This window comes from Flavobacterium sp. BFFFF1 (assembly GCF_002256285.1).
GTDB lineage: Bacteria > Bacteroidota > Bacteroidia > Flavobacteriales > Flavobacteriaceae > Flavobacterium.
Genome location: NZ_NKJE01000010.1, coordinates 61,601 through 86,507, shown reverse-complemented (window position 1 = coordinate 86,507; position 24,907 = coordinate 61,601). Strand labels below are relative to the sequence as shown.

16 protein-coding genes are annotated in these 24,907 nt (G+C 45.4%); 4 read left to right on the top strand and 12 right to left on the bottom strand.

Translation table 11 applies throughout. The annotated features are described in order from the left end of the window. Positions 1-5: 5 nt before the first annotated feature. Complete coding sequence (locus CFE23_RS08200; RefSeq protein ID WP_291086624.1) at positions 6-1,175, top strand: efflux RND transporter periplasmic adaptor subunit; 1,170 nt, start codon at positions 6-8, stop codon at positions 1,173-1,175. A gap of 1 nt (position 1,176) precedes the next feature. Here the strand turns inward: CFE23_RS08200 and CFE23_RS08195 are convergent, their stop codons facing one another. The 7 genes from CFE23_RS08195 to CFE23_RS08165 all read right to left on the bottom strand — a co-directional run bounded on the left by CFE23_RS08195 (position 1,177) and on the right by CFE23_RS08165 (position 6,288). Continuing rightward, positions 1,177-2,007 carry a universal stress protein gene (locus CFE23_RS08195; RefSeq protein ID WP_291086622.1) on the bottom strand — a complete coding sequence of 277 codons (831 nt, stop codon included), beginning with the start codon at positions 2,005-2,007 and terminating at the stop codon, positions 1,177-1,179. 41 nt (positions 2,008-2,048) lie between these two features. After that, a complete protein-coding gene (locus tag CFE23_RS08190) occupies positions 2,049-2,537 on the bottom strand; it encodes a hypothetical protein (RefSeq protein ID WP_291086620.1) in 489 nt (162 codons plus the stop codon). A gap of 35 nt (positions 2,538-2,572) precedes the next feature. After that, positions 2,573-3,046 (bottom strand): DNA starvation/stationary phase protection protein, encoded by a 474-nt coding sequence (locus CFE23_RS08185; RefSeq protein WP_291086618.1) that lies wholly within the window; start codon positions 3,044-3,046, stop codon positions 2,573-2,575. Positions 3,047-3,074: 28 nt separating this feature from the next. Beyond that, entirely contained in the window at positions 3,075-3,734 is a 660-nt protein-coding gene (locus CFE23_RS08180) for a BON domain-containing protein (RefSeq protein ID WP_291086616.1), read from the bottom strand. Positions 3,735-3,832: 98 nt separating this feature from the next. Continuing rightward, the gene (locus CFE23_RS08175) at positions 3,833-4,852 is read right to left on the bottom strand and encodes a 2-hydroxyacid dehydrogenase (RefSeq protein WP_291086614.1); all 1,020 of its coding nucleotides are present in this window, start codon (positions 4,850-4,852) and stop codon (positions 3,833-3,835) included. A gap of 215 nt (positions 4,853-5,067) precedes the next feature. Beyond that, positions 5,068-5,466, bottom strand: a complete 399-nt coding sequence (locus CFE23_RS08170; RefSeq protein ID WP_291086612.1) for a hypothetical protein — start codon at positions 5,464-5,466, stop codon at positions 5,068-5,070. A 57-nt stretch (positions 5,467-5,523) separates the two neighbouring features. Continuing rightward, entirely contained in the window at positions 5,524-6,288 is a 765-nt protein-coding gene (locus CFE23_RS08165) for a BON domain-containing protein (RefSeq protein WP_291086610.1), read from the bottom strand. Positions 6,289-6,345: 57 nt separating this feature from the next. On the opposite strand from CFE23_RS08165, the gene CFE23_RS08160 reads away from it, so the two are divergent. Continuing rightward, on the top strand, positions 6,346-7,620 hold the full coding sequence (locus CFE23_RS08160; protein WP_291086608.1) for a PAS domain-containing sensor histidine kinase: 1,275 nt from the start codon (positions 6,346-6,348) through the stop codon (positions 7,618-7,620). A 138-nt stretch (positions 7,621-7,758) separates the two neighbouring features. Further along, on the top strand, positions 7,759-8,550 hold the full coding sequence (locus CFE23_RS08155; protein WP_291086606.1) for a DUF3050 domain-containing protein: 792 nt from the start codon (positions 7,759-7,761) through the stop codon (positions 8,548-8,550). 78 nt (positions 8,551-8,628) lie between these two features. Here CFE23_RS08155 and CFE23_RS08150 read toward each other — a convergent pair whose 3' ends face one another. The 3 genes from CFE23_RS08150 to CFE23_RS08140 all read right to left on the bottom strand — a co-directional run bounded on the left by CFE23_RS08150 (position 8,629) and on the right by CFE23_RS08140 (position 20,624). Further along, on the bottom strand, positions 8,629-9,087 hold the full coding sequence (locus tag CFE23_RS08150; protein WP_291086604.1) for a YMGG-like glycine zipper-containing protein: 459 nt from the start codon (positions 9,085-9,087) through the stop codon (positions 8,629-8,631). 96 nt (positions 9,088-9,183) lie between these two features. Further along, a complete protein-coding gene (locus tag CFE23_RS08145; RefSeq protein WP_291086602.1) occupies positions 9,184-9,807 on the bottom strand; it encodes a DNA/RNA non-specific endonuclease in 624 nt (207 codons plus the stop codon). 182 nt (positions 9,808-9,989) lie between these two features. Then, the gene (locus CFE23_RS08140) at positions 9,990-20,624 is read right to left on the bottom strand and encodes a LamG-like jellyroll fold domain-containing protein (protein ID WP_291086600.1); all 10,635 of its coding nucleotides are present in this window, start codon (positions 20,622-20,624) and stop codon (positions 9,990-9,992) included. A 207-nt stretch (positions 20,625-20,831) separates the two neighbouring features. Here CFE23_RS08140 and CFE23_RS08135 point away from each other — a divergent pair, with 207 nt between their 5' ends. Then, positions 20,832-22,373 carry a T9SS type A sorting domain-containing protein gene (locus CFE23_RS08135; protein WP_291086598.1) on the top strand — a complete coding sequence of 514 codons (1,542 nt, stop codon included), beginning with the start codon at positions 20,832-20,834 and terminating at the stop codon, positions 22,371-22,373. A gap of 51 nt (positions 22,374-22,424) precedes the next feature. On the opposite strand, the gene CFE23_RS08130 is transcribed toward CFE23_RS08135, so the two are convergent. Then, positions 22,425-24,422, bottom strand: a complete 1,998-nt coding sequence (locus tag CFE23_RS08130; RefSeq protein ID WP_291086596.1) for a tetratricopeptide repeat protein — start codon at positions 24,420-24,422, stop codon at positions 22,425-22,427. 139 nt (positions 24,423-24,561) lie between these two features. After that, positions 24,562-24,858: a thioredoxin gene (gene trxA / locus CFE23_RS08125; RefSeq protein WP_291086594.1), complete on the bottom strand. Its 297-nt coding sequence runs from the start codon at positions 24,856-24,858 to the stop codon at positions 24,562-24,564. Positions 24,859-24,907 lie beyond the last annotated feature (49 nt).

The following is a 24,907-nucleotide window of genomic DNA, read 5'->3' as shown; positions in this document are numbered from 1 at the left end:
ATAAGATGAAAAAAATATACACCATCACGGCACTGCTTATTGCATCCTTACTCCTGGTACACTGTAATGACAAACCAAAAGAAACACCAGCAGCCGCAGAGCCGGAAGTTCCCGCAAACATCGTGGAAATCAATCCGGAACAATTTAAATCTGCCGACATACAGTTTGGTATGGTCGAGCTGAAAGCGCTTAGTGGCACTACCAAAGTCAATGGCATGCTGGACGTTCCGCCACAAAACCTTGTTTCGATTTCTACGCCTTTCGGCGGCTTTGTAAAAAGTACGGCCATGCTGCAGGGCATGAAAGTGCGCAAAGGACAGGTGGTTGCGATGATGCAAAACCCTGATTATGTGCAGCCGCAACAGGATTATATCGACCTGAAGAGCCAGTTAAACTACCTGAAGCAGGATTATGAACGCCAGCAGGAATTGTCCAAAGAAAATGTAAATGCGCTGAAGACGCTGCAGAAATCAAAGGCTGAGTATGAAAGCATGCGTGCCCGCGTGGCCGGATTAAAAACGAAACTGCAGCTGATGAACATCAACATCAGCAGCCTTGAAAACGGTACCATACAAAGCACCATTCCACTCTACTCTCCTATTGACGGCTACGTGACGGAAGTGAATACGAATATCGGTGCGTATGCAAATGCTACGGACGTATTGTTTGAAATTGCCGATACCGGACACTTACATGCGGAACTCACCGTATTTGAAAAAGATGTCCCAAAACTGCAGATTGGCCAAAAGGTGCGGTTTACGCTCGCCAATGAAACCACCGAAAGAATGGCGACCGTATACCTCGTCGGGAAAGAAATCAGCGCCGAAAGGACTGTCCAGATCCATTGCCACCTTGACAAGGAAGACAAAAACCTGCTTCCCGGTATGTACCTTAAAGCTTTGGTAGAAAGCGGGACACAGCAGGTTCCGGCAGTGCCCTCAACGGCTGTTGTGGAATTCCAGGGAAGCAAATACATTTTCATCGAAAACAATGAGGGAAAAGCCGACAAAAAGACCATGCAGTATAAGCTGATGAATGTAAAAGTGGGTGTTACGGAGTTAAACTACACCGAATTGATCCTTGAAGAAAGTGCGGATTATACAAACTGGAAAATCGTGACCAATGGCGCGTATGAACTGCTTTCTAAAATGAAAAACAGTGAGGAAGAAGAATAGGCTATTTCCTAAAAACCAGCATGGGCGTTTTGGTCCCAAAACCCAACTCGGCAGTTTTGCTCGACAGGAATAACCGTTCGAACCAATTGCGGTCCTGCTTTGTAAACATTACAACCAATGATGGTTTGGACAAACGGATGTCCTTTTCCAAGTGACTTAGCAAGGGATATTCCGGAACAAGTTTTCTGAAATGGAACGAGACCGAGGGGGAACAGTGTGCAGCAGCTGCGGCATCCAGTTTGCCCATCACCCCATTGTCTTCCAGAAAATAATCATAATGAAAAACCTTGATGTCTGCCGCTAAGGGAAGTGAAAATTGGGAAACAACCTTGAGTTCTGCTGCAATGTTCTCCATGTCGGAGGCATATAAGATCGAGTCCAGCCACTTGCTGTGGTACGTTTGCGGTACCACAAATAATGGTATCGGTGATGTCGTAATCAATTTTGATACGTTGCTTCCCAGCAATTTGCGAACTGTGCCACCGCCACGGGTACCGATACAGATAAAATCTGCGTTGATCTTTTGGGCGTAAGCAATCATAGCCGAATCAGTATCCGCACTATTGTCAATCACACATTCCAGCTTCCCGCCCTGTTTTCGCGCTGTCCGGTATACTCCCGCAACAAATTTCCGCAGCTTTTCTTTTAGCTGCGCATTTTCGGCCGACTTAAAGTCGCTATAATTCAAGTCTGTCCATGCATTGATGGACGAAACCTCATTAACATTAAAGAAAACGAGCTCAAATGGTGCCTGTGATGCCAATTGTATGGCAAAGCGAATGCCTGCTTTAGAGTTGCCTGAGAAGTCGGTGGCGACAAGAATCTTTTTCATAGCCTATTTTTTTCGTTTAAACAGTCCTGCTTTTGGACCGGCTATTTCTCCTTTGGCAATCCCATCTCATTCAATTGCAGATCAAGCCGTTTCCATTTGGAATGGTCAATATTAGTCGTATCCACGTCCGCGACCCAATCCATAAATGGCGCAATCCGGTATACGCCAATGACCCGTTCCTTGTACCCGAAGGCAAACCGGTCGCCTCGCAGTTGGATGTTAATCGTCTTGTTTTTATCGGTGTTACTTTCATAAAGAACCGTCTGCGTTTTCCAGTCGCCACTCCATGTCAGGAAACCTCTTACGAAACACAATGCGGCGATGACAATACACGTTACGATCACAGAACGGCGGCTTTGCAGTTTTTTAAACAAACGCCCTGCAATGATGACAAAAGAACTCGCTGCAAAAAACAGGAAGAAAAAGTGCACACGATAATCGTTGATATAAAACGAGGTAAAGCGATTCAGTAGCACAATGGATGCGGTAATTACAAAAAGGAAATACAACAACAGGTCAGATTTTTTCATAATATTTTTCATTTACGGATGGATGCGTATTGCTGTTATTTTAAATGGGAACGTAGGAACCATGCCATTTTTTCATGCGTCTCCATCAGGCCGGTAATAAAATCACTGGTACCCGCATCATGGTACTTTTCAGAAAAAACAGCGACATTAGCGCGCAGGAATATGATGAGACTTTCATGATCGGCAAGCAATTCCCGAATGTGGCCCGCGCTATCGTTTCGTTCGCGTTTTTGTTCCGTAAAATGCGTCACACTGAGAAAGGCTTTCAGCATTGCATCAACATAATGCCCTAATGTCCGGATTCGCTCCGCCACACTGTCGATAATTGCATCGAGTTCTCCCGACTGTGCTTCAAAAAATTTATGCTTTTCATAAAAGTCCGGCCCCTCAACATTCCAATGCGCATTCTTGGTTTTCGTAAACAGTACATACTCATCGGCGAGAACTTTTGAAAGCTCATTTGCTACCGCTTCCCGCGCGTTTTCAGTCAATCCAATATTTGTTTTCATATAAGCCATTTTAATTTGTTTAGTTGTGCTATTCGTCGAATTCTACATAAAGGTCATTCTGTACCTGCACCACTCCCGGCGCGTTCCAGGCGATTCTTGCCGATTCGCATTTCTGGTACCAGGAATCGACGTGGCCAGTCAGCGTGACCACATTATTCAGTACATAAACGCCAATATTCTTACAGTCGATGGCACTGTTGCGCTGGATGGCCAGCTCAATGTCCTTTTTCTCCAGACTGTCTTTCGAACAGCTTATGATATTAATATTGTTCGTAATACCCTTGATACCAATCAAATTAGTAACGGCATTTTTAGCAGCTTCCTTCTGATAATTCCATTCCAGCTCTCCTGTCATGAATACCCATCCGTCTTCGACAGCAACATGCACGCGCTCCGTTGGAATGTCCCAGTGCCATTTAAATACATTCTCAATGGCCGCCTTAATTTCAACGTCGGTACGTTGGTCTTTTTCATTTGACACCACGCTGATGCCTGTTATTACTGACTTGACCCCGGCTAGGTTCTTGGCTACTAGTTCTGCTTCCGCTTTCTTGGCATAATGGTCAACAACGCCTGACAATGTCACCACGCCATTATTCGCCACAACCGTAATTCTTGCCTTTTGCAAAAGTGGCTCCCAATAGATTGCGTCCTGAACGCTCTTTTGCAGTTCTTCGTTGTTTTTCATCTCCAGACGGTTCGTTGTTGATTCCCTACAAAGGTGCGCGTTTCACATAATCGGTGAAATGACAGCGCGGGTGCAAAAATGTGATGGGCATTACTTTATCATTGATTCAGCAACATCTTTGGCGTTGCAGCCGTAACTTCATTCTCGCTCACAACACCCTGTTCGAAATGATCGAAGTTTTCTATCGTAATGTCGGCAATCGCGGTAAGGGCTTCAGTGGTAAAAAATGCCTGGTGCGGGGTAATCAGCACGTTGTTAAACGACATCAGCCTCTCAATCTGGTCGTCGTTGATGATGGTGTCTGATAAATCGCGGAAGAAAATATTTTCCTCCCCTTCATATACGTCGATGCCGAGGTAACCGATCTGCCCCAACTTAAGCGCCTTTATGGCATCCTTCGTATTGACGATCGCCCCGCGGCTTGTATTGATTAACATTAACCCCCGCCTGATTTTAGAAAAAGCCATCGCATCAAACAGGTATTTTGTCATTGGGGTTAGTGGACAATGGATTGAGATAATATCGCTCAGGGCCAAAAGCTTTTCAAACGAGACATATTTTACACCCTTTTCTATCAACGGCTCCGATTTCGTGATGTCACAGGCAACCACTTTACACCCGAAACCGAGCATGATGTTGCAAAAAGCGGTGCCAATCTTACCCGTTCCCACAACACCGACAGTTTTGCCGTGCAGGTTGAAACCCATAAGGCCCTGCAATGAAAAATTGTTTTCCCGGACACGGTTGTAGGCTTTGTGCGTTTTCCTGTCGAGTGTGAGAATCATCGCAGTCGCATGTTCCGCAATGGCTTCTGGTGAATAGGCCGGAACCCGCATGACCGCAATGCCAAAAGCGGTAGCCGCCTCAACATCAACATTATCATAACCCGCGCTGCGCAGGTCGATCAGTTTGACCTTCAATTCAGACAGCCGGGAAATCACCTTCGCGTTCACGCGATCTGTAATCTGGATCGATACTGCGTCAAATCCCCTGGCCATATCCATCGTCTGCTCCTGCAAGGGTACATCAAAGTAAGTAAGTTGGTGCTGGCCCGCTGCATTGGCGCGTTCCAGATATTCTCGTTCATAGTACTTTGTACTGAAAATAGCTACTTTCATATTGGTTGGTGTTACAGGGTTAAAAAAATAAATGGCTGTCTTATGATAGTCGTTTTTAAGCAGGAATCACTATTTCCGCGCGTTACGTTTGTTGATTTTCCTTGCGGTTCTACCAAAATGGTTCATCAGGAATGTTGCTGCTGCAGCACTCAAAAAAATGGCCGCAAATACTGTTTTCATCATTACATTGGATTTTAATTAAATAATATCTGGCTTTACAGCGTTTTAATTTCGAAACGTTTAAAATGATCCCGCACAAACGCGTGCTGCTGTTTGTCTGTCATTTTATCGGCGTTATGCAATTCGATCTTAATGTCGGCAAAACGATGGTCCTTTCTCAAAAAATTCAGTAATTCTGCTTTTGCCGAAGTTGGCCCGAACAGCAGCACTTCATTAAAATTCCTGATTTCGGCGGCTAGGTCTTTGTAATAGGAACCCTGTTTATGCTGTTGCTTGTTGTGCATTTCATTTTCGCTCCGCTGCAGCGTTTCTTCCATATCCCTGTTGTCAAAGTCTGCCGAAATGGTCCTCGTAGGTTTCACTTCGTCCGAAAATTCGATCAGGTTTGCATTGGAATGATCCATCCAGATGCCTAATTTTTTAAGGGTTTTCATGATATTTGGTTTTAATACGAATAAATACTTGTGTATATTTTAGTGGTTAACGGCTTATTATTCGTCAACAATGAGCTCATTATTCACATGGATGACGCCGGGCGCCTTCCACGCAATCCGGCCGGCCAGTTCCTTTTGGTACAATGAGTCGACACTGCCCGAAAGCGTCAGGTCATGTCCTGATACCGTTACGGCGATATGTTCAACGTCAACTTCTGCATGGCTTTTCAACGCCCTTTCAATGGTTTCCCGGTGAACCTCTACGTCATTTGCAGTGCGGATCGAAATATTATTTGTCACCCCTTTGACTCCAATTAAATTGCCCGCAGCCACCTTTGCCGCTTCTTTCTGGTAGTTCCATTCGAGTTCCCCGGAAAGTGTCACCCACCCATTTACAACGGTAGCCGCAATATTGTCATTCAAAGTATTCCAGTTCCACCGGAAGACGTTGATCAACTCGGCGGCAATCTCAATGTCTCTCTTTTCCTCCCACGGATTGGCAATCACATCGATCTCATTGACAACCGATGTTACACCTGCCATACTCCGCGCAATGGTCTCTGCTTCTGACTTATCAGCGCGCTCATTCACGTTACCCGTCAAAGTAATCCTGCCGTTAAAATCAGACACATTGATTTTGCTGGCTATATGCAACAACCTGCATTTCAGTTCGTCGATCACTTTTTCCTTTAAAATCGTATCCTCGCTCATCCTGTCTTTTTTAAAAAGCGGTTTGCAATCCTCGTCCGCCAGTAGTAAAGGTGCAATTAAATGGGCTATTTTATAATGAGGAATGTCAGGCTGATTAGTGATGTGCGTCATATTTTGGCCCTTGAGAGATGACCTGGCCGACGCGTAATTCCTGACCAAAGCACTGCAATGCGATCATTTTTAAACGTTATTAAAATCAAACTTCCCATTTTAAAAGCCTACATTTACCCTGAACCGATATTATTTGGCTCACCAATGTTCATGGAAAATGCCGCCCTGTTACATGCCCTCGTGCACAATGCGATAGATGGCATTATTACAATCGATGAACGCGGTACGATAGAAAGTATCAATCCGGCTGCCTGTAGGCTCTTTGCCTATGCGGAATACGAAGTACTCGGCAACAACATTTCCATGCTGATGCCGTCACCGGAGCGGGAAGACCATGATAAACACTTACAACATTACAACGAGACCGGGCAGGCACACATCATCGGCATCGGGCGCGAATTGACGGGCAGGACGAAAGAAGGATACCAATTCCCATTTAAGCTGGGCGTCAGCGAGGTGAAATACTCAGGCCGAAAGATCTATGCGGGATTTATCCATGATCTTACCCAGCAAAAAACCGATGAGGTACGGTTGAAAAACTATGCTTCGCACCTGGAGGAACTGGTAGAAGAGCGCACAAAGACCTTAAACAACACTATACGGGCGTTGGAAAAATCGAAGGGAAAGGTCAGCGCCGCACTCGAAAAAGAAAAAGAATTTGGCCTACTTAAAAACAGGTTCCTTTCGATGGCATCGCACGAATTCCGCACCCCTTTGAGCACCATCCAGCTATCTGCATCACTGATTGACAAATATGCTGAGACTTACGAAGATGTTAAGATTAATAAACATGTCGGAAAAATCGTGAATTCGGTAACAAACCTGAACATGGTGCTGAATGACTTCCTGTACATCGAGCAGCTGGAATTCGGCAAAATACAGTCAATCCCCATACCCTTTAACCTTTTCGAGTTCGCCGCTGATATTACCGAGGAGATGCAATTGCTCACCAAAAATGGCCAACGGATACAATTTACGCATCATGGTAACCTGATGATTTCACTAGATCAGAACCTGCTTAAAAACTGCATCATTAACCTGGTGACTAACGCCATTAAATATTCCGGTGACGACGGCATCATTTTACTTAATACCACCATCAATGAAAGCCACTGCATCATAAACGTGCTTGACCGGGGGATTGGCATTCCTGAAGAAGACCAGGAGCACCTTTTTCAACCCTTTTTCAGGGCGCATAATATCGGTAATATTCCCGGAACGGGACTTGGACTCAATATTGTCGCCCGATACATTAAACTCATGAACGGACACGTGGCATTCGTAAGCAATAAGGAAGAAGGTACTTTATTCACTTTAACTTTTCCGATATGAACTGTGCGCTGGACGTGGATACGATGCGTCCACTAGTAATCTAGTATGCGTTTTTTGTACATTAAAATCAATCCAAAACAGCTTGCAATGATTTAGTTTTTGCGCGTGCTTTCGTACCTTTGCTAAAAAAATTAGCTTATGAACTCCCACGTAACAAAAATCAACAACACCATTGCGCCGCTTCGGGACGCCATTGTGAACCACCAGGTGTACTCAGCCATTAAAGACGTTGAGGACCTGCAAACATTTATGAAATACCATATCTATGCGGTTTGGGATTTCATGTCTTTATTAAAATCCCTGCAACGCAATTTAACCTGTACATCGGTGCCCTGGTTTCCTGTGGGCGACGCTGATACCCGGTTCCTGATCAATGAAATCGTAGCCGGCGAGGAATCAGATATCGATCCCGAAGGGAACCGCAAAAGCCATTTTGAGTTGTACCTTGAAGCGATGCGCCAATGCGGTGCCGACCTGTCCCAAATCGAAACCTTTACTTCCGTATTGCAAGCCACGTCGGATTTTGAGCAGGCACACCGAACTTCGGAAACGCCTGCTGAAGCGAAAGCGTTTGTCGATTTTACGTTTGAAATCATCAACAGTGGCAAAAATCACCTGCAATCGGCGATATTCACGTTTGGCCGCGAAGACCTGATTCCGGGCATGTTTATTTCGCTTGTCAATGACATGCACCGGCAATTCCCTGACAGTGTATCGATTTTTAAATATTACCTCGAACGCCATATTGAAGTAGACGGCGACCACCACAGCCATCTGGCATTAGACATGACATCAAAACTTTGTGGGGACAATGAGGCGTTTTGGGACGAAGCACTGGAAGCGACTGTGACTTCGCTTCAAAAGAGGCTTGCGCTATGGGATGGTGCCTGCCGTGAGATCATGCTGCGGAAACACGCTGAAGTGTTGTAACAATACTTTCTAAAAATGAAAAAACCGGGACTAAATCAGTTCCGGTTTTTTCGTGTAATATTTGGCGGCCGTGCAATCTTACTGCCCGCTGGTTTTTTTCTTCTGGTCGATTGTGGAACCTACACCAGCTCCTAAAATGGCGCCAGCAGCACCACCGATGATTGCACCCTGACCTTTTTTATGTTTCGAAACAACAGCCCCGGTCACGGCACCAACTCCAGCACCAATTACGGCACCCTTGGCAGTATTGCTCCAGCCTTTTTTCTTGGTTGTCGTTGTGGTGGAACTGGAGGTTGAGGTGGATGAAGAAGCATTCCCAGCCACGGCCTGTTGTTGTAGACGCTGCGTTTCTGCTACCGCCTTCATCGAGTCTATCGTCCTTTGCTGTGCTTCTTCCGCTTCCTGTTTTGCGACTTCCATCCTAATGGAATCTATTGTTGCCTGTTTGGCCTGTTCCATTTCTGCCTGTTCTTTTGCAGCGTTCTTACATGACATGATGGCGAGGGCAGCGATCAATGTTATTGCTATTTTTTTCATGGCTATACTATTTTTGGTTTATATGTTGTAAAATTAGTATGCTGTCCACGAAAACCTCTTACGGGATTTACGCCATTTGTTGTAGAATTATCGTCATTAAGGCACTAGCTTATAGCCCAATTTCTTTTTTAAAGCGGCTAAAGACACTTCCTGTACTGATTTGCTGTCGTCATTTGGAAAGAGCAGGCACCACAGGATTTTCTGGGTTTTAGCATCAAGTACGATTTTATAACAGTAATCCGGAACGCCGATCTTGTTTTCGCCAATTGTTTTAGTGCCATAAATACCCCCGGTTACAATGAACAACTTTGTTTGCTGGGATTTATCACGGATCCTTTCCTCCCAGGTTTTCCAAATGCCGCGGTTAAGTGCGACAGTTTGCGGCAGGCAATTGTAATAACAAAATGTAGTTTCCTCTTTGGCACAGTCGAATGCAAAATCTTCTGCATTAACAAGATGTCCTTTGTCATAACTGGTTCCGGCATAGTCTTTATCTGCGCCCGACTTTATTCCGCATTTCTTAAAGCTGAAATGCTCTTTTCCGCGGTCACAATCACCGCCGCCTTTGTATAAAGTATAGGTGACGTACAATGGCTCTTTGACCTCGTAACAGAAATATGACTTGTACACGCCGGTGTTGATGATGGTGTCTGTCTTTAACTGTGGATATGCCTGCAGTGAAAAAAGCAGGGTGACGAGAAGCATTTTTTTGATGTTCATGTGATTATCGAATTAGGAAAGTATGCCTCAAATGTATACAAATGCATAGCACGAAAAAATACCCTTTAAAGGGCATTTTTAGGGATTGATTTAGATTCTGGTTTTTAACTTTGTATGGTTCTTTCGAATACAAAACTCCCGCCTGTTTCCAGAGCAGGAGTTCCCTCCCATCTTAGTATGGATCAATAGACTACTTTTTTTATGAATTTACGATTGTCATCTGAGATGATCTGTACCAATATGACCTGCTCTTCTGCCCTCAGGTCATCGAGCGTTACCTGCTGGGCATTGATATCATTTTTGGTGTAAATCAGCCTGCCCCGAGTGTCGAAAATCTTTACCTCATGCATCAGCAGTTTTCCACTGTTGACTTTTAGTATACGTTGTTCTTTGTACACCACAATAGCATTTTCTTCGTCTATAGAATGATCCGCAGACAACGGCGCATTCTGGTATAGTATTTCGAAACGGTTTGTAAAACTGCCGGCATCAGAGGCAAAGGTATAGCCAGTGTTTTTGATGCTTTGGATAGTTCCCAATAAATTATCCCTTAGATAAATTTCCTGTTCACCACTAAAAAGACCGTCGACATGGTCTACTGCAATGGAAAATGTTCCGGCTGTTGTTGCTTCAAAGCTTAGAGGCACAACATCGGCTGTTTCGAATGGCAATGGCCTTCCCTGAATTACATAATTTTGTCCGGAAATGGTACTCGAAATCATCGTCCCTGCTTCAATCTGCTTTCCATCGATCGCAATATCGTCGCCAATGGTAGCCCCATCCATGTAACCAACCAAAATCTGGTTTATCGGAGAAACACTACTATTGAGATTAAGCCAGATGCGGTGCTTCCCGTTGTCCGATCGGAAGAAAACAGCATCATTGCCAGTCCTCATGCTATTCTCGAAATGGGCATTCCCGGCCGCGGAAGTCTGTAAAATAAATCCCTGCCCAGACGCAATACTTCCATTTTGGGCATTACCCCCAGTTATTGCAGCGGTTCCGCCAAGGGTGTTATAACTGCAATAATTTGCGCCGGAAGCCGATCCCTGCGCCCTATGCGTCCAGAAATAAATTGTCCCGGGGTTCTGCGCAATGAACAGGTCTGCATTTAAGGATGATGGATATGGATTTCCAATAAGATTGTACCCAAGATTATCAACAGTTATTGGAATATCAACAGGTCCATTATTGGCAACTCCTTCAAAAGTACCAATGAAAAGCTGAGGGGAAGCCGGCGGATTTAAGAAATTGTTTGGGGCTCGGATCATGAATCCTTTCGCAGGTTCAAAATTATTAACGGCAGGGTTAATTGAAGCAAAATTGTTCCCGGCTTCGTTGAGTGTGTAAAAGCGGTTCAGCAATGTCTGGGGTGAAAAAGCCCTCAGGTTTTGGCCGACAACCGGTGCAGACCAGTACACATAATCCTGACGAACCATTTGTGTCTGTTTCTTCACAATGATATCGCCTGAATTGGCATCATCCAGACCCTGCAATAAACTGGATCCGTCTTCAATCGTCAACGTGGCTCCGGACACAACTGTAACCACACCCTGAATATTGAAATCATCATGATCATTGACAAGAACATCAGCATGGTTTACAACGGTCAGTGTACACGCAAACAGGTCGCCATCAGAAGTAAAGTTTCCTGAAATGATTGCAGCCGTATTGCTGTCCGGGGCACCATTACTCCATGCAGCACCATTCCAAACGGTCACAGCATTACAATAAGAAGGCAATGAATGCCCGAACACCCAATTGCTGGAATTCCCATTTAGGGTGAAATTGTGCAGCGTACCATCAAAGTCCGAGCCTCCATTCACAGCGGGAAGCGCAGTCAATCCGGCATTGTTGCCTCCAGGGGTTCCCACGTTAAAATCGTAACGTGCGACGATACCGGAACCCGGAACACCACTATTCATATCACTTTGTATTTCTGCATCTGATCGTACAGTATTATATATCCTCACATCATCGATATTCCCTTTAAAGAAGGTACTTTCAGTCTGGCTGTTGCCCAGGGAGAGGAAATGGTTGCCGTCCAATAACAAAATGTTAGCATTAACATCAATCTCACCCACAAGAGCACCGTTGACATAAAGCCTGTATTTTTCAGGAGTGACCACGCAGGCAATATGCATCCACGTGTCAGCAGCATAACCGTGATCGATATCTGCCGCGGTATTTTCCCAGTTGCCCCCGGTTCCCAGATCTGCATGAAAAATATGTCCATCGGTGATTTGCAGGTCAAATGACTGATCGCCACCGCCTCTTGTACTGAAAACATGCATCCTCTTTGTAGCTTCTTCGGGCTTAAACCAACCTTCAATCGTGAAATTAGCTGAAACGGTTACGGGTGAATTTGGCATATTCACATAATCATCGATTCCGTCAAAATGAAGGGAATTATCGGTAAATGTCGGCTGGTTCACTATTACCGTTACCGATTTGGTAAATTTACAGCCGGAAGCAGTTATTCCGGTAACCGTATAGGTTGTTGATGAAGACGGCGATGCAACGACGGTTTCTCCAAAGGCGGTATTTAGTCCCGTTGAAGGAGACCATGAATACGTTAGCGCCCCTGAAGCCTGAAGCGTTACGCTGTCATTATTGGCTATTACCGCACTTGACGGGCTTACATCCAATGTATACGGATTCACGGTAACTGTAATGTTTTCAATTGTGGTACATCCTCCATTATCAGCTGTAACAGTATAGGTTGTAGTCGATAATGGATTTGCAATAACCGTATCCCCTGTAGTCGTATTTAAACCTGTTGATGGGCTCCATACATAATTTACCGCGCCTGATGCAGTCAGTGTAACACCAGTTCCGCCTTCGCAGATGGTTTTGTCATCCGAAACGGTAATATGCGGCGCAGCGCCTACATTTACTGAAATCGTATTGGTTGTGGCGCAGCCGGAGTCAGCCGTGGTGGTTACAGTGTAAACCGTTGTAGCCGTTGGATCAGCATATACCGTATCAAGCAACTCTCCGTTGTATGGCGTGGTGGCGGAGGCGTCAGTGTATAAATCCGAAAGGGGCGACCACGATGAATATTTGGCTTTAGAACCCAACTTTATATTGTCCAATCGCCATACCTGAGTAGTAGCGCTTACATAGTTAAACCTGATGGTTACGGCAGGCCGGTTGACATAAGCCTGTAAATCAAATCTTGCGTGCATACCGCTTACAAATGAACCTTCGTAGTTTGCCAACTGATCCCATGTGGCGCCATTGTCGCCAGAAACTTCAACCGCTGCAATATTGTAATTGCCTGAACCAGAGAAATAGTCATAATCAAAGTCCAATGCCAAGGCTTCAAGTCCCATCGTATTTACAGTTGGGGAAATCAATTGCGAGTCCATATCTCCTGAATCCCGTTGCGCAATTGCTTCCCTGCCGGCGCCAAAATTTTGATAGCCCCATCCTGCGCCTGCTGTCGGTGCAGTAATGATGGTCCAGTCTGAAGGATTTCCGGAGAAATCCTGATCAATAAGCATCAATGGCGGATCAGGATCATTAACCGTAAGTGCTACAGGACCTGTAGCGCCACATTTTGCAATGCTGGGGTAAGGAACTGTCGCTGCAATCGGCGTGTGTGCCGTCACGGTAATTGTTTGCGTAGAAGAACAACCATCCTTAGTCCCGGTTACGGTATATGTTGTTGTCGACGAGGGATCGGCAATAACTGTGCTGCCGGTATCGGTATTCAACCCTATTGAAGGACTCCAGGAATAGGTGTCGGCACCCGTTGCAGAAAGTACCGTACCCTGTCCGATACAGGAATCTGTATTTCCGGAAATACTCAATGTCGGTGGCGTTGCGACCGTTACATTAATAGTATTTATTGTCCGGCAACCATTGGGCACCGTAGTGTCCGCTGTGTAGACCGTCGTTGATGCAGGTTGGGCAAATACCTTGTCTAATTTCTGCCCTGTATAAGGGATTACAGCAGCAGCATCGGTATATAATCCTGTTGTCGGTGACCAGATGGTGTTTGAAGCAAAGCCCTCAATTTGGACATTGTCGATATTCCATACATAACCGCCATTGGTACCATAGAAAAAACGGACTTTAACATCAGGCTGGTTCGTATAGGCATCCAGGTTGATGGTCATATTCTGGCGGCTGTGGCCATTGTCGGGGGCATTTCCGGTATAGTTTACAAGCGTGCTCCAGTTGGCTCCATTATCAACAGTAACCTGTACTCCAACAAACCAATCGCTATACCAACTGCCATAGAAGCTGTCAAATGTCAGTACACAGCTTGTCATGCCTGTTGTATTGAAAGAGGGGGTCGCCATATAGCTGTTTGCCGATGTAAAATAGGGTGATTGTGCCTGCCCTCCGGTTGGGCCATTGTAATTAAAAGTCCACCCTGCATTCTCCCAATCCGGTGCGGTATCTTCAAAATCTTCATTAATTAAAGTATAAGTTGACAGCGGGTCACTCACTTCCAAAGCCACAGCCGGCGCACCAACACAGGAGGTAACCGCATTGGTATTTACGGTTGCTGGCGTATAAGGAAGTACGGATATGGTTACTTCCTTCGTAGTGATGCAGCCATTGGCAGCTACTGCGGTAACGGTATAAGTCGTGGTGGCAGATGGACTCGCAACGACATCAGTTCCTGAAGCAGTATCTAATCCCGTAGTCGGGCTCCAGTCATAACTTATAGCGCCCGTACCGTTGACATGTAGTGCTGTCGAACTGCCCTGACAAACCGATGTATTTCCGGTAATAGTCATTGTCGGTGACGGATTTACATGCACCGCTATCGAATTTACGGAAGGCTGGCATCCTGAGGCTGTCGGTGTAGTGGCGGTATAAGTTGTTGTCGTATTTGGTTTGGCATACACATACCTGATTCCGTTGCCCGTGTATGGCGCGGTCGCTGCACTGTCGGTATATAATCCTGCTGTAGGAGACCAGGTGGTCTGGGACGGTAGGCCTCTAATCGTTACATTATCTACATACCAGTTTTGCCCGTTTTTACCTACCTGCCTGAACCTGATTTGCAGGTTTGGCGTATTGGAATAGTTTGCAAGGTCAATATCATAATAATCAAAAGTGGCGATATCATCATTGATGTAATCGTATAAAACATTCCAATGTGCTCCGGCATCGGTCGAGATTTCCACAGCAACAGCAGTGACATCAGCGGTCCCAGCATAGTATTGCTGGAATGTCAACTTACAGTCGCTATACCCCACGGTACTGAATACCGGAGAAACAATACGCACATCAACCGGGGTTTCCAACACGTTTTCGATATGGCTTTTTGCCAAAGTAGTCGTGTCGTAGAATTCGACAAGCCAATCCGCTTCTGTAGGCGATGAAGCACCGCGGTCTATAGACCAGCCTGTACCGCCGTTTTCAAAGTCTTCAGTGAAGAACGTGGTCTCTGAACCGACTTCAGGATCGTTTACGCTTAATTGCACCGGAGCATCTGACGAACACATGGTTGCGCTGTTAAAGGGAACAGTAGCCGGGGTATGCGGCGTTACGTTTACCGTAATTGTCGTTGTAGTACTGCACCCATTTGAGTTGCCTGTAACGGTGTAGGTTGTAGTATTGGAAGGGCTGGCAATCACTGTGTTTCCGTTGGTCGTATCCAATCCGGTAGACGGACTCCAGGAATAAGTAGTCGCACCGTTTGCAATCAGCGTCACACTATTGCCATTGCAGATTGTTGCGGACGCAAGATTTAACGATACTGTTGGTGGATTGTTTACGGTAACCGTAACCTGACGGGTGCTGGTACAACCTGCTGATGTAGTACACTGTGCCGTATAAGTTGTCGTTGTCGTTGGTGATGCCGTCACGGAAGCACCTGTCGTGGTATTCAATCCGGTCGATGGGCTCCAGCTGTAGCTGTTTCCTGCACCACCACCTGTAATCGATATCGGTTGACTGTTTCCAAAACATATAACAGGACTGGCTACATTAAAACTAAAAGAACCATTGGTATCTACTGTAACAGTTACCGTTTTGGTATTGGTACAACCGTTCGCATCGGTTCCTGTTACGGTATAAGTTGTGGTTGATGCCGGTGAAGCCACAACCGTAGCACCGGACGTCGTGTTTAAGCCTGTTGCAGGGCTCCAGGTATAAGAAGTAGCACCATTTGCAGTGAGGCTAACTGAATTCCCGGGACAAATCGTGGGTGCGGCCGGTGAAATATTTAACGTTGGTTTGTTATTTACAGTAACAACAACTGTTTTTGTATTAATACAGCCATTGCTGTCTGTTCCTGTAACGGTGTAAGTCCTGGTAGTGGTCGTAGAACAGATCACGGTATCACCGGTAGTGGTATTCAAACCTGTGGCGGGACTCCATACGTAAGTAGAAGCGCCATTTGCCGTTAATATTACGGAGCTTCCGGCACAAACACTCGCTGCTGATGGCGATATGTTTACTGTTGGTAAAGTGTTTACTGTTACTGTTACCGTATTTGTCGCTGTACAGCCATTGGAGCCCGTGCCGGTTACCGTATACGTAGTCGTAGATGTTGGCGAAGCGGTTACTGAAGCTCCTGTGGCAGCACTCAGTCCTGTCGCAGGGCTCCACGAATAGGAAACACTGCCTCCTGAAGCAGTCAATGTCCTTCCTGAACCGGGACATACCGCTCCTCCTCCACTTACATTGACTGTTGGAGGTGTTTTCAAGGTCACGGTGAAAGTGGTGGTATTGACACAGCCGTTGGCATCCGTGCCTGTAAGGGTGTAAGTTGTTGTCGATGTTGGACTCGCAATAACCGTATTTCCAGTTGTTGTGTTTAAGCCTGTTGCAGGACTCCAGGTATAGGAAACACCGCCGCTTGCGGTGAAGGTTTGGCTTTCACCATTGCAGATGGAACCTGAAGTTGGTGATACGCCGATTGCAGGTAAAGTACGGATGCTTACCGTAACGGTTCTTGTATTTACACAACCATTGCTGTCTGTTCCTGTAACGGTATAAGTGGTCGTGGCTGAAGGCCTTGCGATTACTGTTGCTCCCGTAGTTGTATTCAATCCTGTAGCCGGGCTCCAGATATAACTGATACCGCCCGACGCTGTCAGGGTGGCACTGCTTCCGGGACAAACCGAGGCAGATGCCGGCGTAACATCTATTGTAGGCAATTGGTTTACAGTCACCGTAACAGAATTGGTATTGGTACAGCCTCCTGCATTGGTGCCCGTTACAGTATAAGTCGTTGTTGCTGTTGGCGTTGCAGTGACTGATGCGCCGGTTGTCGCACTTAAACCTGTTGACGGACTCCAGGTATAACTTACACCGCCTGTAGCGGTAAGCGTCGTGCTGGTATTCCTGCAGACGGTTACCGGTGTTGAAACCCCTATCGTTGGCCTTTGTTTGACCGTAAGCGTTACCTGATTTGAGGTTACCGTTCCACAATTGCCGGCATCGGTGATCAATACATCATACAATGATCCGTTTTGTGAAAAGTCAGGGTTCGTAATCGTTAAAGTCGATGTTGTCACATTACTGAAAGGTGGCGTATTGGTCAATTGAATACCATTCCTTCTCCATTTGTATGTGCTTCCGCCGGCAGCGGTTACGCTGATGGTTGCTGATTCATAATTGGCGCAAACAGCGGCAGGCGTTGCAGGCTGGGATGTAATCACCGGCGCACTGTAAATTGTAAATGTACCTCCTGTGCCGGTTCCTGTAAATGCATCAACCGCTACTGCTCCTGAAGCTCCTGATGGTACGGTTACTGTAACGCTATTGGATGTGCTGCCTGTAATGGAACAATTTGTCGTACCAATCCTTACTGCGGTTACCTGATAGAAATTATTTCCTGTGATGGTCAATGAGGAGCCTACACAGCCTGAGCTGGTACTGAGGTTTGTAATTGCAGGCGTTGCGAATGCTGTGAAATTGCCTTCATCAGCGCCGATATCGGTAGCGCCGGAGCGTACCTCGTTGTCAATATCCTCTGCAGGACGATAAGATGTATCGTTATCCGCGTTGCCTTCCGCATAAGTTGGGATTGTGGTGCTCAGGTGTAAGTCGGGAGCAGTCGCATTTGCCGGATCGAGGTACTGCGGATTGGAGAAAAAACCACCGCCTTCATTATAACCGGGCCCTAAGTTGCTTCTGTAATCGGCAAACGTGGTACGATTGACACCATTTAGATTAGCAACCATAAATCCGGCTCCGTTTCCGAAATAGATGTTCCTGTCCATGTACATCAAGGTGCCCAATACGGAGAGGTTCATGCAATAATGTGTACCTGAAGCACCTGCGTTGGTCCTGTTATTGACCAATATGTTATTGAAGAATCTTCGGTAATTAATGTTGCTTATATTGATTACTTCTGAACTGGCTGTACCAGCAGTTTGTGTACCGCCTATGTAAAAGCTGTTGTTTGTAATTGTCACTTCGGTAGTACTGGTATTAAGGCCAGGGCCATAAACGCCACGTATGGTGGTGGCAGTTGGAACATTGATTCCCAATGATACCATATTATTGAAGACATCATAGTTTCCCCTGCCGGTCAATTTCACACCGCTCATAACTGCCCCTGCAGCAGTGGTATTGAAACTGTGGATGTAGTTTTTTTCAAACTTTATTACTGAGAATGCCTGTATGGAGGAACCTTCAACACCATTAATCGCCCCCGGGGTGTTGCTGGTGTTGGTCAGGTTGTAAATCTTGTTTCTGCTTACGGTAACGTCGGACGAATATTGATTGGTTGTAAATGCATAAATACCCGTTACGCGTCCGTTGGCATCCGGTGCTTTACCGGTGATATTCCGTACTGTATTGTCTGAAACTAAAGCAGATCTTTCAGTATAAATCCCGACTATGTCCGATCCTGCGGTGGTAGACAGGTTCGATATAGCATCTGGCGTAATGCCCCCTACCGTGTTTCCGACACAATACCGCACTGCGTCCTGGGATACCTCACTCGCAAGCTTGATCATCGACATTCTTAGTTGTCCATTAGAAATGGCAGTAATTCCGCTGATGTCGTTATATGAAATATCAAAATTACCCAAATTGGCTTTGTGAATACCATAAAATTCCATCGCTGATGTCGACGTGGAATTAAAATTGATACTGGAGCTGCCACTCAGGCTCCCGATGGTGTTGTGGTGTATCGTACAGCCTCCTATGTAGTCAACTATGGCAGTAAAAGGCGCGGCAAGGCCTTCACCCGAAAAATTTCCGGACATTGTAATACCTGCAATGGTGTTGTTGGCTATGGTTGTTGTACCGACCGTTGCTTCCGAATTCAACACTGCTATAGGCTTGAAATCTCCTGTTCCTGTAAGCGTATAGCTACCTGCCCCTGTTGCTGATGAATATCCGATGGTGTTGTTGTTGATGGTGGACAACTGGTTGTCTGCATAGGCATTGCCGATGAAAATTCCGTAGTGGCCGCCGCTTATGGTTTTCGGTGTGGTCTGGAAAAGTTTATTGCCGTTGATGGCCGCGTTGACGGTACCGTCCTGACCGTATACGCCCGCAATGCCATAGTCATAAATGTTATTTGAGGTGATATTCAACCCCCTGATCCTGTAGACGCTGTTTGATTCCCAATAGATTCCGTAGTTTGGGATATTTGCATCGAATGGCCCGATGGTACATTCGGTGATGGTGTTGTTTATAGTATGCGAACCAGCGTTCGTAAATTTGATGATCCCTGCTGCGCCGGAACCCAGTACAGTACATTTGCTGATGGTATTGTAGTTTGCATTGTTGTGTATCCAAATAGTCGAAAAGCCTGCATTGGCGTTTACAATTTTAAGGCTGTTTCCGTCGGTATTGAGACCGTCTATGGTGACATTCGACGCATTGCTCAGGAAGATACCGTTCCCACCGACATTGATGGTACGCTGTACGCCACCGACGGGTTTGATGGTGATTGATGAGTAGGATGCACTTCCGGTACCGCTTCCATTAAGCTGGGCGGTGTCTGGCTCATTTGTATCGCGTATGATCTGGATTGTAACATTTCCGGTATGTGTTCCAGCGTTGATTGCATCAAATGCCGATTTCAGGTTTTGGTAAAAAGTAGTCCCATTGACCAGTACCGAATAATAATCACGGTCTGTAGTCCAGTTTCCGATGTCGCTTTGGAGATAAAAGGCATTCATTGTCCCGTAGCGCGTACTATTTGCTTCATTTACGACAGTAGTCTGTCCCGGGTTGTTTCCATTGGCGGTGGTTGCTGCATTATTGAAGCTGTAGGAAAGCACTATACTTGGTATGCCGTACACTGGGCTGTTCATTTCCGCCGTCATTAATGCCTCAGAGGGATGACCTGAGGTACGATTAATCCGCACCTCGTCAATAGCACCACGGTAATACGTGCTGTAGTTCGGGTTCCTTCCAATCTGCAGCTGGTGATTGGTGTCAATCAGTACGTTATTTTCGGTGTAATCCAACGGTCCACTCGCGATAATCTTTCCATTAACATAAATGTAATATCCAAAGTAATCAACGGATAAGGCGACATGAAACCATACACCGGGTGTGTAGTTGTAGGTCGCGTCGGCGGAAACGGTTTTCCATGACGTCCCATTACCGATGTCGCAATGGATGGTATTCCCATTCAAAATCTGCATATCAAATCCGCATTCACTTGGAGATCGTGAATCGAAGATATGCATGTTTTTCGTGGCATGCTTTGGCTGCACCCATGCTGATATGGTCCAGCTTCCCACGACCGGCGTCGCGGATGAGGCAACAGTGACATAGTCATCATTCCCATCGAAATCAAGTGCCTTTCCTATTCCCTGACCCGACATGATGCCAATACCCGTGAAGAAAATTGCTATTAATTTGTAGAGATTTTTCATAGTAGGGAGATTTTATCTATGTAAAGGATTAATTTTTTCATGACATGCAAAAAAAAATGGTACGTATGCCCTTTAGGTTGTGACGAAATGCTTCCTTCCTGTGATATTATTTTTGAGCAGGTTAAAAAAAAAGTGAGGAACGCAACCTCAGTGTCATTTGGGTATCTTCCCTATGGCATGCGGCAAAAACACCAAAACCAAAAGCTTATGAAAAAAATTACCTTACTACTCCTTTCCTGCATTTCTGCCGGATACTCCCAAAATTTCCAATGGCTGCAAACTCCGGAGATCAATTTCAACCTCAATCCGGACGGAATCAGCTATCCGCTTGCAACGGATGGTTCAGGAAATGTTTACATGGCTGGGTACAAAGAAAATCCCGTCCCTTATAACGACGTCATGGGCACTGTTTTCTACAATAAATATGGCGAAAATGGAAATCTTATCTATACCAAAACACTCAGCGGTGAAGTAACAGTATACGAAATGGCAACTGACAATGCCGGAAACCTCCTGATGGCTGCCGGTTATACCAATTCGATTAATTTTGATAATATTTCAATTCTTACAATAAATCAGGGCGTTCAATTCCTGATGATCAAATTTGACCCCGATGGAAACCTGGTCTGGTACAAACCCATCGAAATCCAGGACAGTTTTGTGAACGATTTTAGAACCATAATTACTGATTCGCAGAACAATATCTACATCGCATATGATGACTACCAACATTCCTACATTTCAAAAATGAATGCCGCTGGTGAAGAACAAATGCTCATCACGCAGCAATATGCTAAAATGGTTTCTTCGATCAGCATTGACGATCAGGGCAATATTTATGCTGCCGGTGCCTGCGCGGAAAGTATCGCTACCTATGGCGGTGTTTCCGCACCGACCACATTTGGTTACAATACTTTCGCGGTAAAATACAGTCCGACAGGTGCATTTCAATGGATCAAATATGTAGAAGATGTAACCTGCCCATTTCCCCAAATAAAGGCTAGGACACCGGATGAGGTGTACTTTAGTTCCTACCTGTTTGGCAGTTATGCGTTTGGCCCAATAACTTCAGAAGGCCCAATTGATGGTGGTTTTAGTGACTTCTTCCTCGCAAAACTGAACCACGAAGGGGAATACCAATGGGTACGCGAAGTCGATGGTGGCGGAAAAGTGATTACTGGCAAGAAAAACTTCCTGGAGCTTGATTCTGAAGGAAATATCTACTTCGCAGGGGCGACACAGGGCACCGTAAACTGGGGCAATGGGATTACCACTACAGCCGATAGTTTCATGGATGATGCGGTCCTGGTAAAATATAATACTAATGGAACAGTACTCATGGCGGTTACCGCAGGCGGAAGTTCTTATGACCGTACCGATAGCGTACGTGTGGCCGCTGATGGTTCCGTATTCCTTAGTGGAATGGCAAACGGGAATGCGAATTTTGGAGACCTAAGCCACAATGCCGGCGAATTTCAGAATTACCCGTATCTTACAAGGATTACCAACGCTCCGCTGAATGTACCTCAAAATTCAGATATAGAATTTTCGATATATCCGAACCCCGCGTCCTCCGTACTTCATTTTTCAACCAGTACGATACTGAATGGTTCGATATTTAACATGGTAGGACAACGGATGAACGATTTCACGGTACAGCCGGGACAGTCCATAGACATCAGCGCGTTGGCACAGGGAAGCTATATTCTTAAGGCACATGGGAAAGTTCTTAAGTTCGTGAAGAACTAAAGTTTTGAAGTAAAATGCCATCCAAACAAACTTTCCACAGACGTCTGGGTTTTATGACAGCGTTTTCAAATCCCTGAACGACACCATAAACGAAGTTTGCTGTTCATCTGATTCGAACGAAAATTTACCGCGAAGCTGCCTGCTTAAGATGGACACCAACTTAAGTCCAAGTGATTTTGTAGCATTGATGTCAAAATTGGTTGGTAAAGGCCTGCCATCGTTGTCAATATGCAATTCATAGTCGTCGCCGACAGCCTTAATATTGATTCTGATCCTGCCGTTCTCCCTGTTCTCAAAGGCATACTTATAGGCGTTGGACACCAACTCGTTCACAATCAAGCCTAAAGGGATTGCCGTATCGATGTCAAACTGGATGCCATCGGTGCTGATCGCAGTTTCAATCTTTTTCGAATCGGTATTAAACATTTGTGACAAATACACCACCAGTTCCTTCAGGTAGTTTTCGATATCGACATTATTGACTTGTTCCGATTGGTATAAATTCTGGTGAATTAAGCTCATCGCCTGCACCCTGCTCTGTCCTTCCCGGATGGATGACAGGAGATTTTTATCTTCGATATTTTCTGATTGTATGTTCAGAAGGCTTGAAATAATCTGCAGGTTGTTCTTCACCCTGTGGTGGATTTCCCGCAACAGTGTTTCTTTTTCTGATAGTGACTGCTGGATTTTCTCGTTCTGGGCTTCAATGATTTTCTTCTGTTTTTTATTGCGCTGCAGGTTATGGTTAATCCAGAATGCAAAAAACGAAACGACAACCAACGCGATTACTGCCGCGTAAATCGCACTGCGCTGCTGCTGTGATTGCTGCGCCACGGCCGCATCCTTTTTCTGTTGCAGCGCCTTTTGTGCGTCTTGTTTTTTATTAAACTCGTAGGTCAACCGGAGCTCTGTAAGCTTTTTGTCTTTGTTTATACTAAATATGGAGTCGTGGGTATCCTTGAACAGCACCATGTTTTCATAAGCACTTTTGTAGTTTCCGCTTTTAGCATAGGCTTCAGCAAGTACTTCCGACGCCCTTTCTACTTCGCTCAGGCTGCCAGTTTCCTTCGATCCTTTTAAACCGCGTTCCAGATAAGGAATCGCTTTGGTATAATTTTGCATGTCGGTATAAATACGTCCGAATTCAATTTCAGAAGCGGCCATATCTGCTTTGGCATCAATACTTTTCCTGATTTCGTAGGCCTTTGTGTACTGGACTAATGCCTCTTTGTACTTTCCCTGCGCTTTCAACAAATTCCCAATACCGATGTATATGTTGGCCTCACCGTCTTTATTCCCGGATAATTTAGAACCTTGAAGGCTTTCAGTGAAATACTGCATTGCCTTTGCATATTGCTTTCTTTCCAGATATTCGCTCCCTATGTTGAATTGGGTGATTGGAATATTATAAATGTCCTTTAGTTCCTTAAACAATCGCAGCGCCTTAATATAACTGGCGAGCGCTTCATCCGGTTTGTCGATTGCTTTATAGATTACCGCCATATTATTATATCCTGAAGCTACTCCGTAACTGTTTTTTGCCTTTGCGGCCATTTCAGTTGCGTTAACGATATTATAAAGTGCTGCCGTATAATTGCCCTGCATGCTGTATACCGTCCCGATATTCATATACGTAAACGATAACGCTGCCGGGTCTTTCATCTGTTTGCGTACGACCAATGTATTTTCAAAACATGCTAATGCTTTAGGGAGATCACCTTGGTTTCCATAATACATTCCCATTACGTTGTACGCGTCGGCGATACCGTCTTTGAATTTCAATTGCTTTGCCAGCTTTAGCTCGGCGTTGATAAAACCCAGCGTTTCTTCTGAAAAGTTCTTTTGTGCCTCAAAAGCCAACGCATCGTAAAGGTGTACTTTCGCAGTATCCATCTGATGAATACCACTAATCCCTGCTTTCTTTTTGCGCGCCTCATATTTTACCAGCGCGGACTTCAGGCTGTCCAATGTGGATTGCTGGGCATGTAGCAGCATCGTTCCACATAAAAAGATAAAAACCACGGGGCTCGCGACTTTTGTTTTGCCCATAAAAATTAAACACGGTACTGCTAACTTCCGAAGAAAAAGTCCAAATTTCATTCCAATATCTTTTTTTGGCAAGGTAAGAAAAATCGTCAGCTATACCAACAACTGCAGTTTTGCCATCCATGTTAAACGATTGACCAGCTTATAAATGCTGCTGAACAGCGCGGATAATATCGGCTTTGGAAACCACTCCTGACTGCCGCCAAATCGTTTTTCCGTTCAGGAACAGCAACATCGTAGGGACGCCTTTCACCTGATACTGATGCGAAAGCGCCTGATTTTTATCAACATCAACCTTTATGATCGAGAGGGCATCACCAAGCTCGGCCTTGACTTCACTAAGTATTGGTGAAAGCGTTTTGCACGGGCCGCACCATGTAGCAAAAAAGTCCACAAGAACAGGTTTGCCTGTACGAATCAATTCCGAAAAGTGTGCCATAACGGTTGTGTTTTTTCTAAAATTACTAATAAGTCGGCTACCATTAACG

What these genes read in the sequence shown, in the direction of transcription:
- CFE23_RS08185 (WP_291086618.1), bottom strand. Translation starts at nt 3,046, where the DNA reads ATGAAAACAAATATTGGATTGACTGAAAACGCGCGGGAAGCGGTAGCA.
- CFE23_RS08190 (WP_291086620.1), bottom strand. Translation starts at nt 2,537, where the DNA reads ATGAAAAAATCTGACCTGTTGTTGTATTTCCTTTTTGTAATTACCGCA.
- CFE23_RS08175 (WP_291086614.1), bottom strand. Translation starts at nt 4,852, where the DNA reads ATGAAAGTAGCTATTTTCAGTACAAAGTACTATGAACGAGAATATCTG.
- CFE23_RS08180 (WP_291086616.1), bottom strand. Translation starts at nt 3,734, where the DNA reads ATGAAAAACAACGAAGAACTGCAAAAGAGCGTTCAGGACGCAATCTAT.
- CFE23_RS08130 (WP_291086596.1), bottom strand. Translation starts at nt 24,422, where the DNA reads ATGGGCAAAACAAAAGTCGCGAGCCCCGTGGTTTTTATCTTTTTATGT.
- trxA (WP_291086594.1), bottom strand. Translation starts at nt 24,858, where the DNA reads ATGGCACACTTTTCGGAATTGATTCGTACAGGCAAACCTGTTCTTGTG.
- CFE23_RS08165 (WP_291086610.1), bottom strand. Translation starts at nt 6,288, where the DNA reads ATGACGCACATCACTAATCAGCCTGACATTCCTCATTATAAAATAGCC.
- CFE23_RS08140 (WP_291086600.1), bottom strand. Translation starts at nt 20,624, where the DNA reads ATGAAAAATCTCTACAAATTAATAGCAATTTTCTTCACGGGTATTGGC.
- CFE23_RS08150 (WP_291086604.1), bottom strand. Translation starts at nt 9,087, where the DNA reads ATGAAAAAAATAGCAATAACATTGATCGCTGCCCTCGCCATCATGTCA.
- CFE23_RS08135 (WP_291086598.1), top strand. Translation starts at nt 20,832, where the DNA reads ATGAAAAAAATTACCTTACTACTCCTTTCCTGCATTTCTGCCGGATAC.
- CFE23_RS08195 (WP_291086622.1), bottom strand. Translation starts at nt 2,007, where the DNA reads ATGAAAAAGATTCTTGTCGCCACCGACTTCTCAGGCAACTCTAAAGCA.
- CFE23_RS08200 (WP_291086624.1), top strand. Translation starts at nt 6, where the DNA reads ATGAAAAAAATATACACCATCACGGCACTGCTTATTGCATCCTTACTC.
- CFE23_RS08145 (WP_291086602.1), bottom strand. Translation starts at nt 9,807, where the DNA reads ATGAACATCAAAAAAATGCTTCTCGTCACCCTGCTTTTTTCACTGCAG.
- CFE23_RS08170 (WP_291086612.1), bottom strand. Translation starts at nt 5,466, where the DNA reads ATGAAAACCCTTAAAAAATTAGGCATCTGGATGGATCATTCCAATGCA.
- CFE23_RS08155 (WP_291086606.1), top strand. Translation starts at nt 7,759, where the DNA reads ATGAACTCCCACGTAACAAAAATCAACAACACCATTGCGCCGCTTCGG.
- CFE23_RS08160 (WP_291086608.1), top strand. Translation starts at nt 6,346, where the DNA reads ATGCGATCATTTTTAAACGTTATTAAAATCAAACTTCCCATTTTAAAA.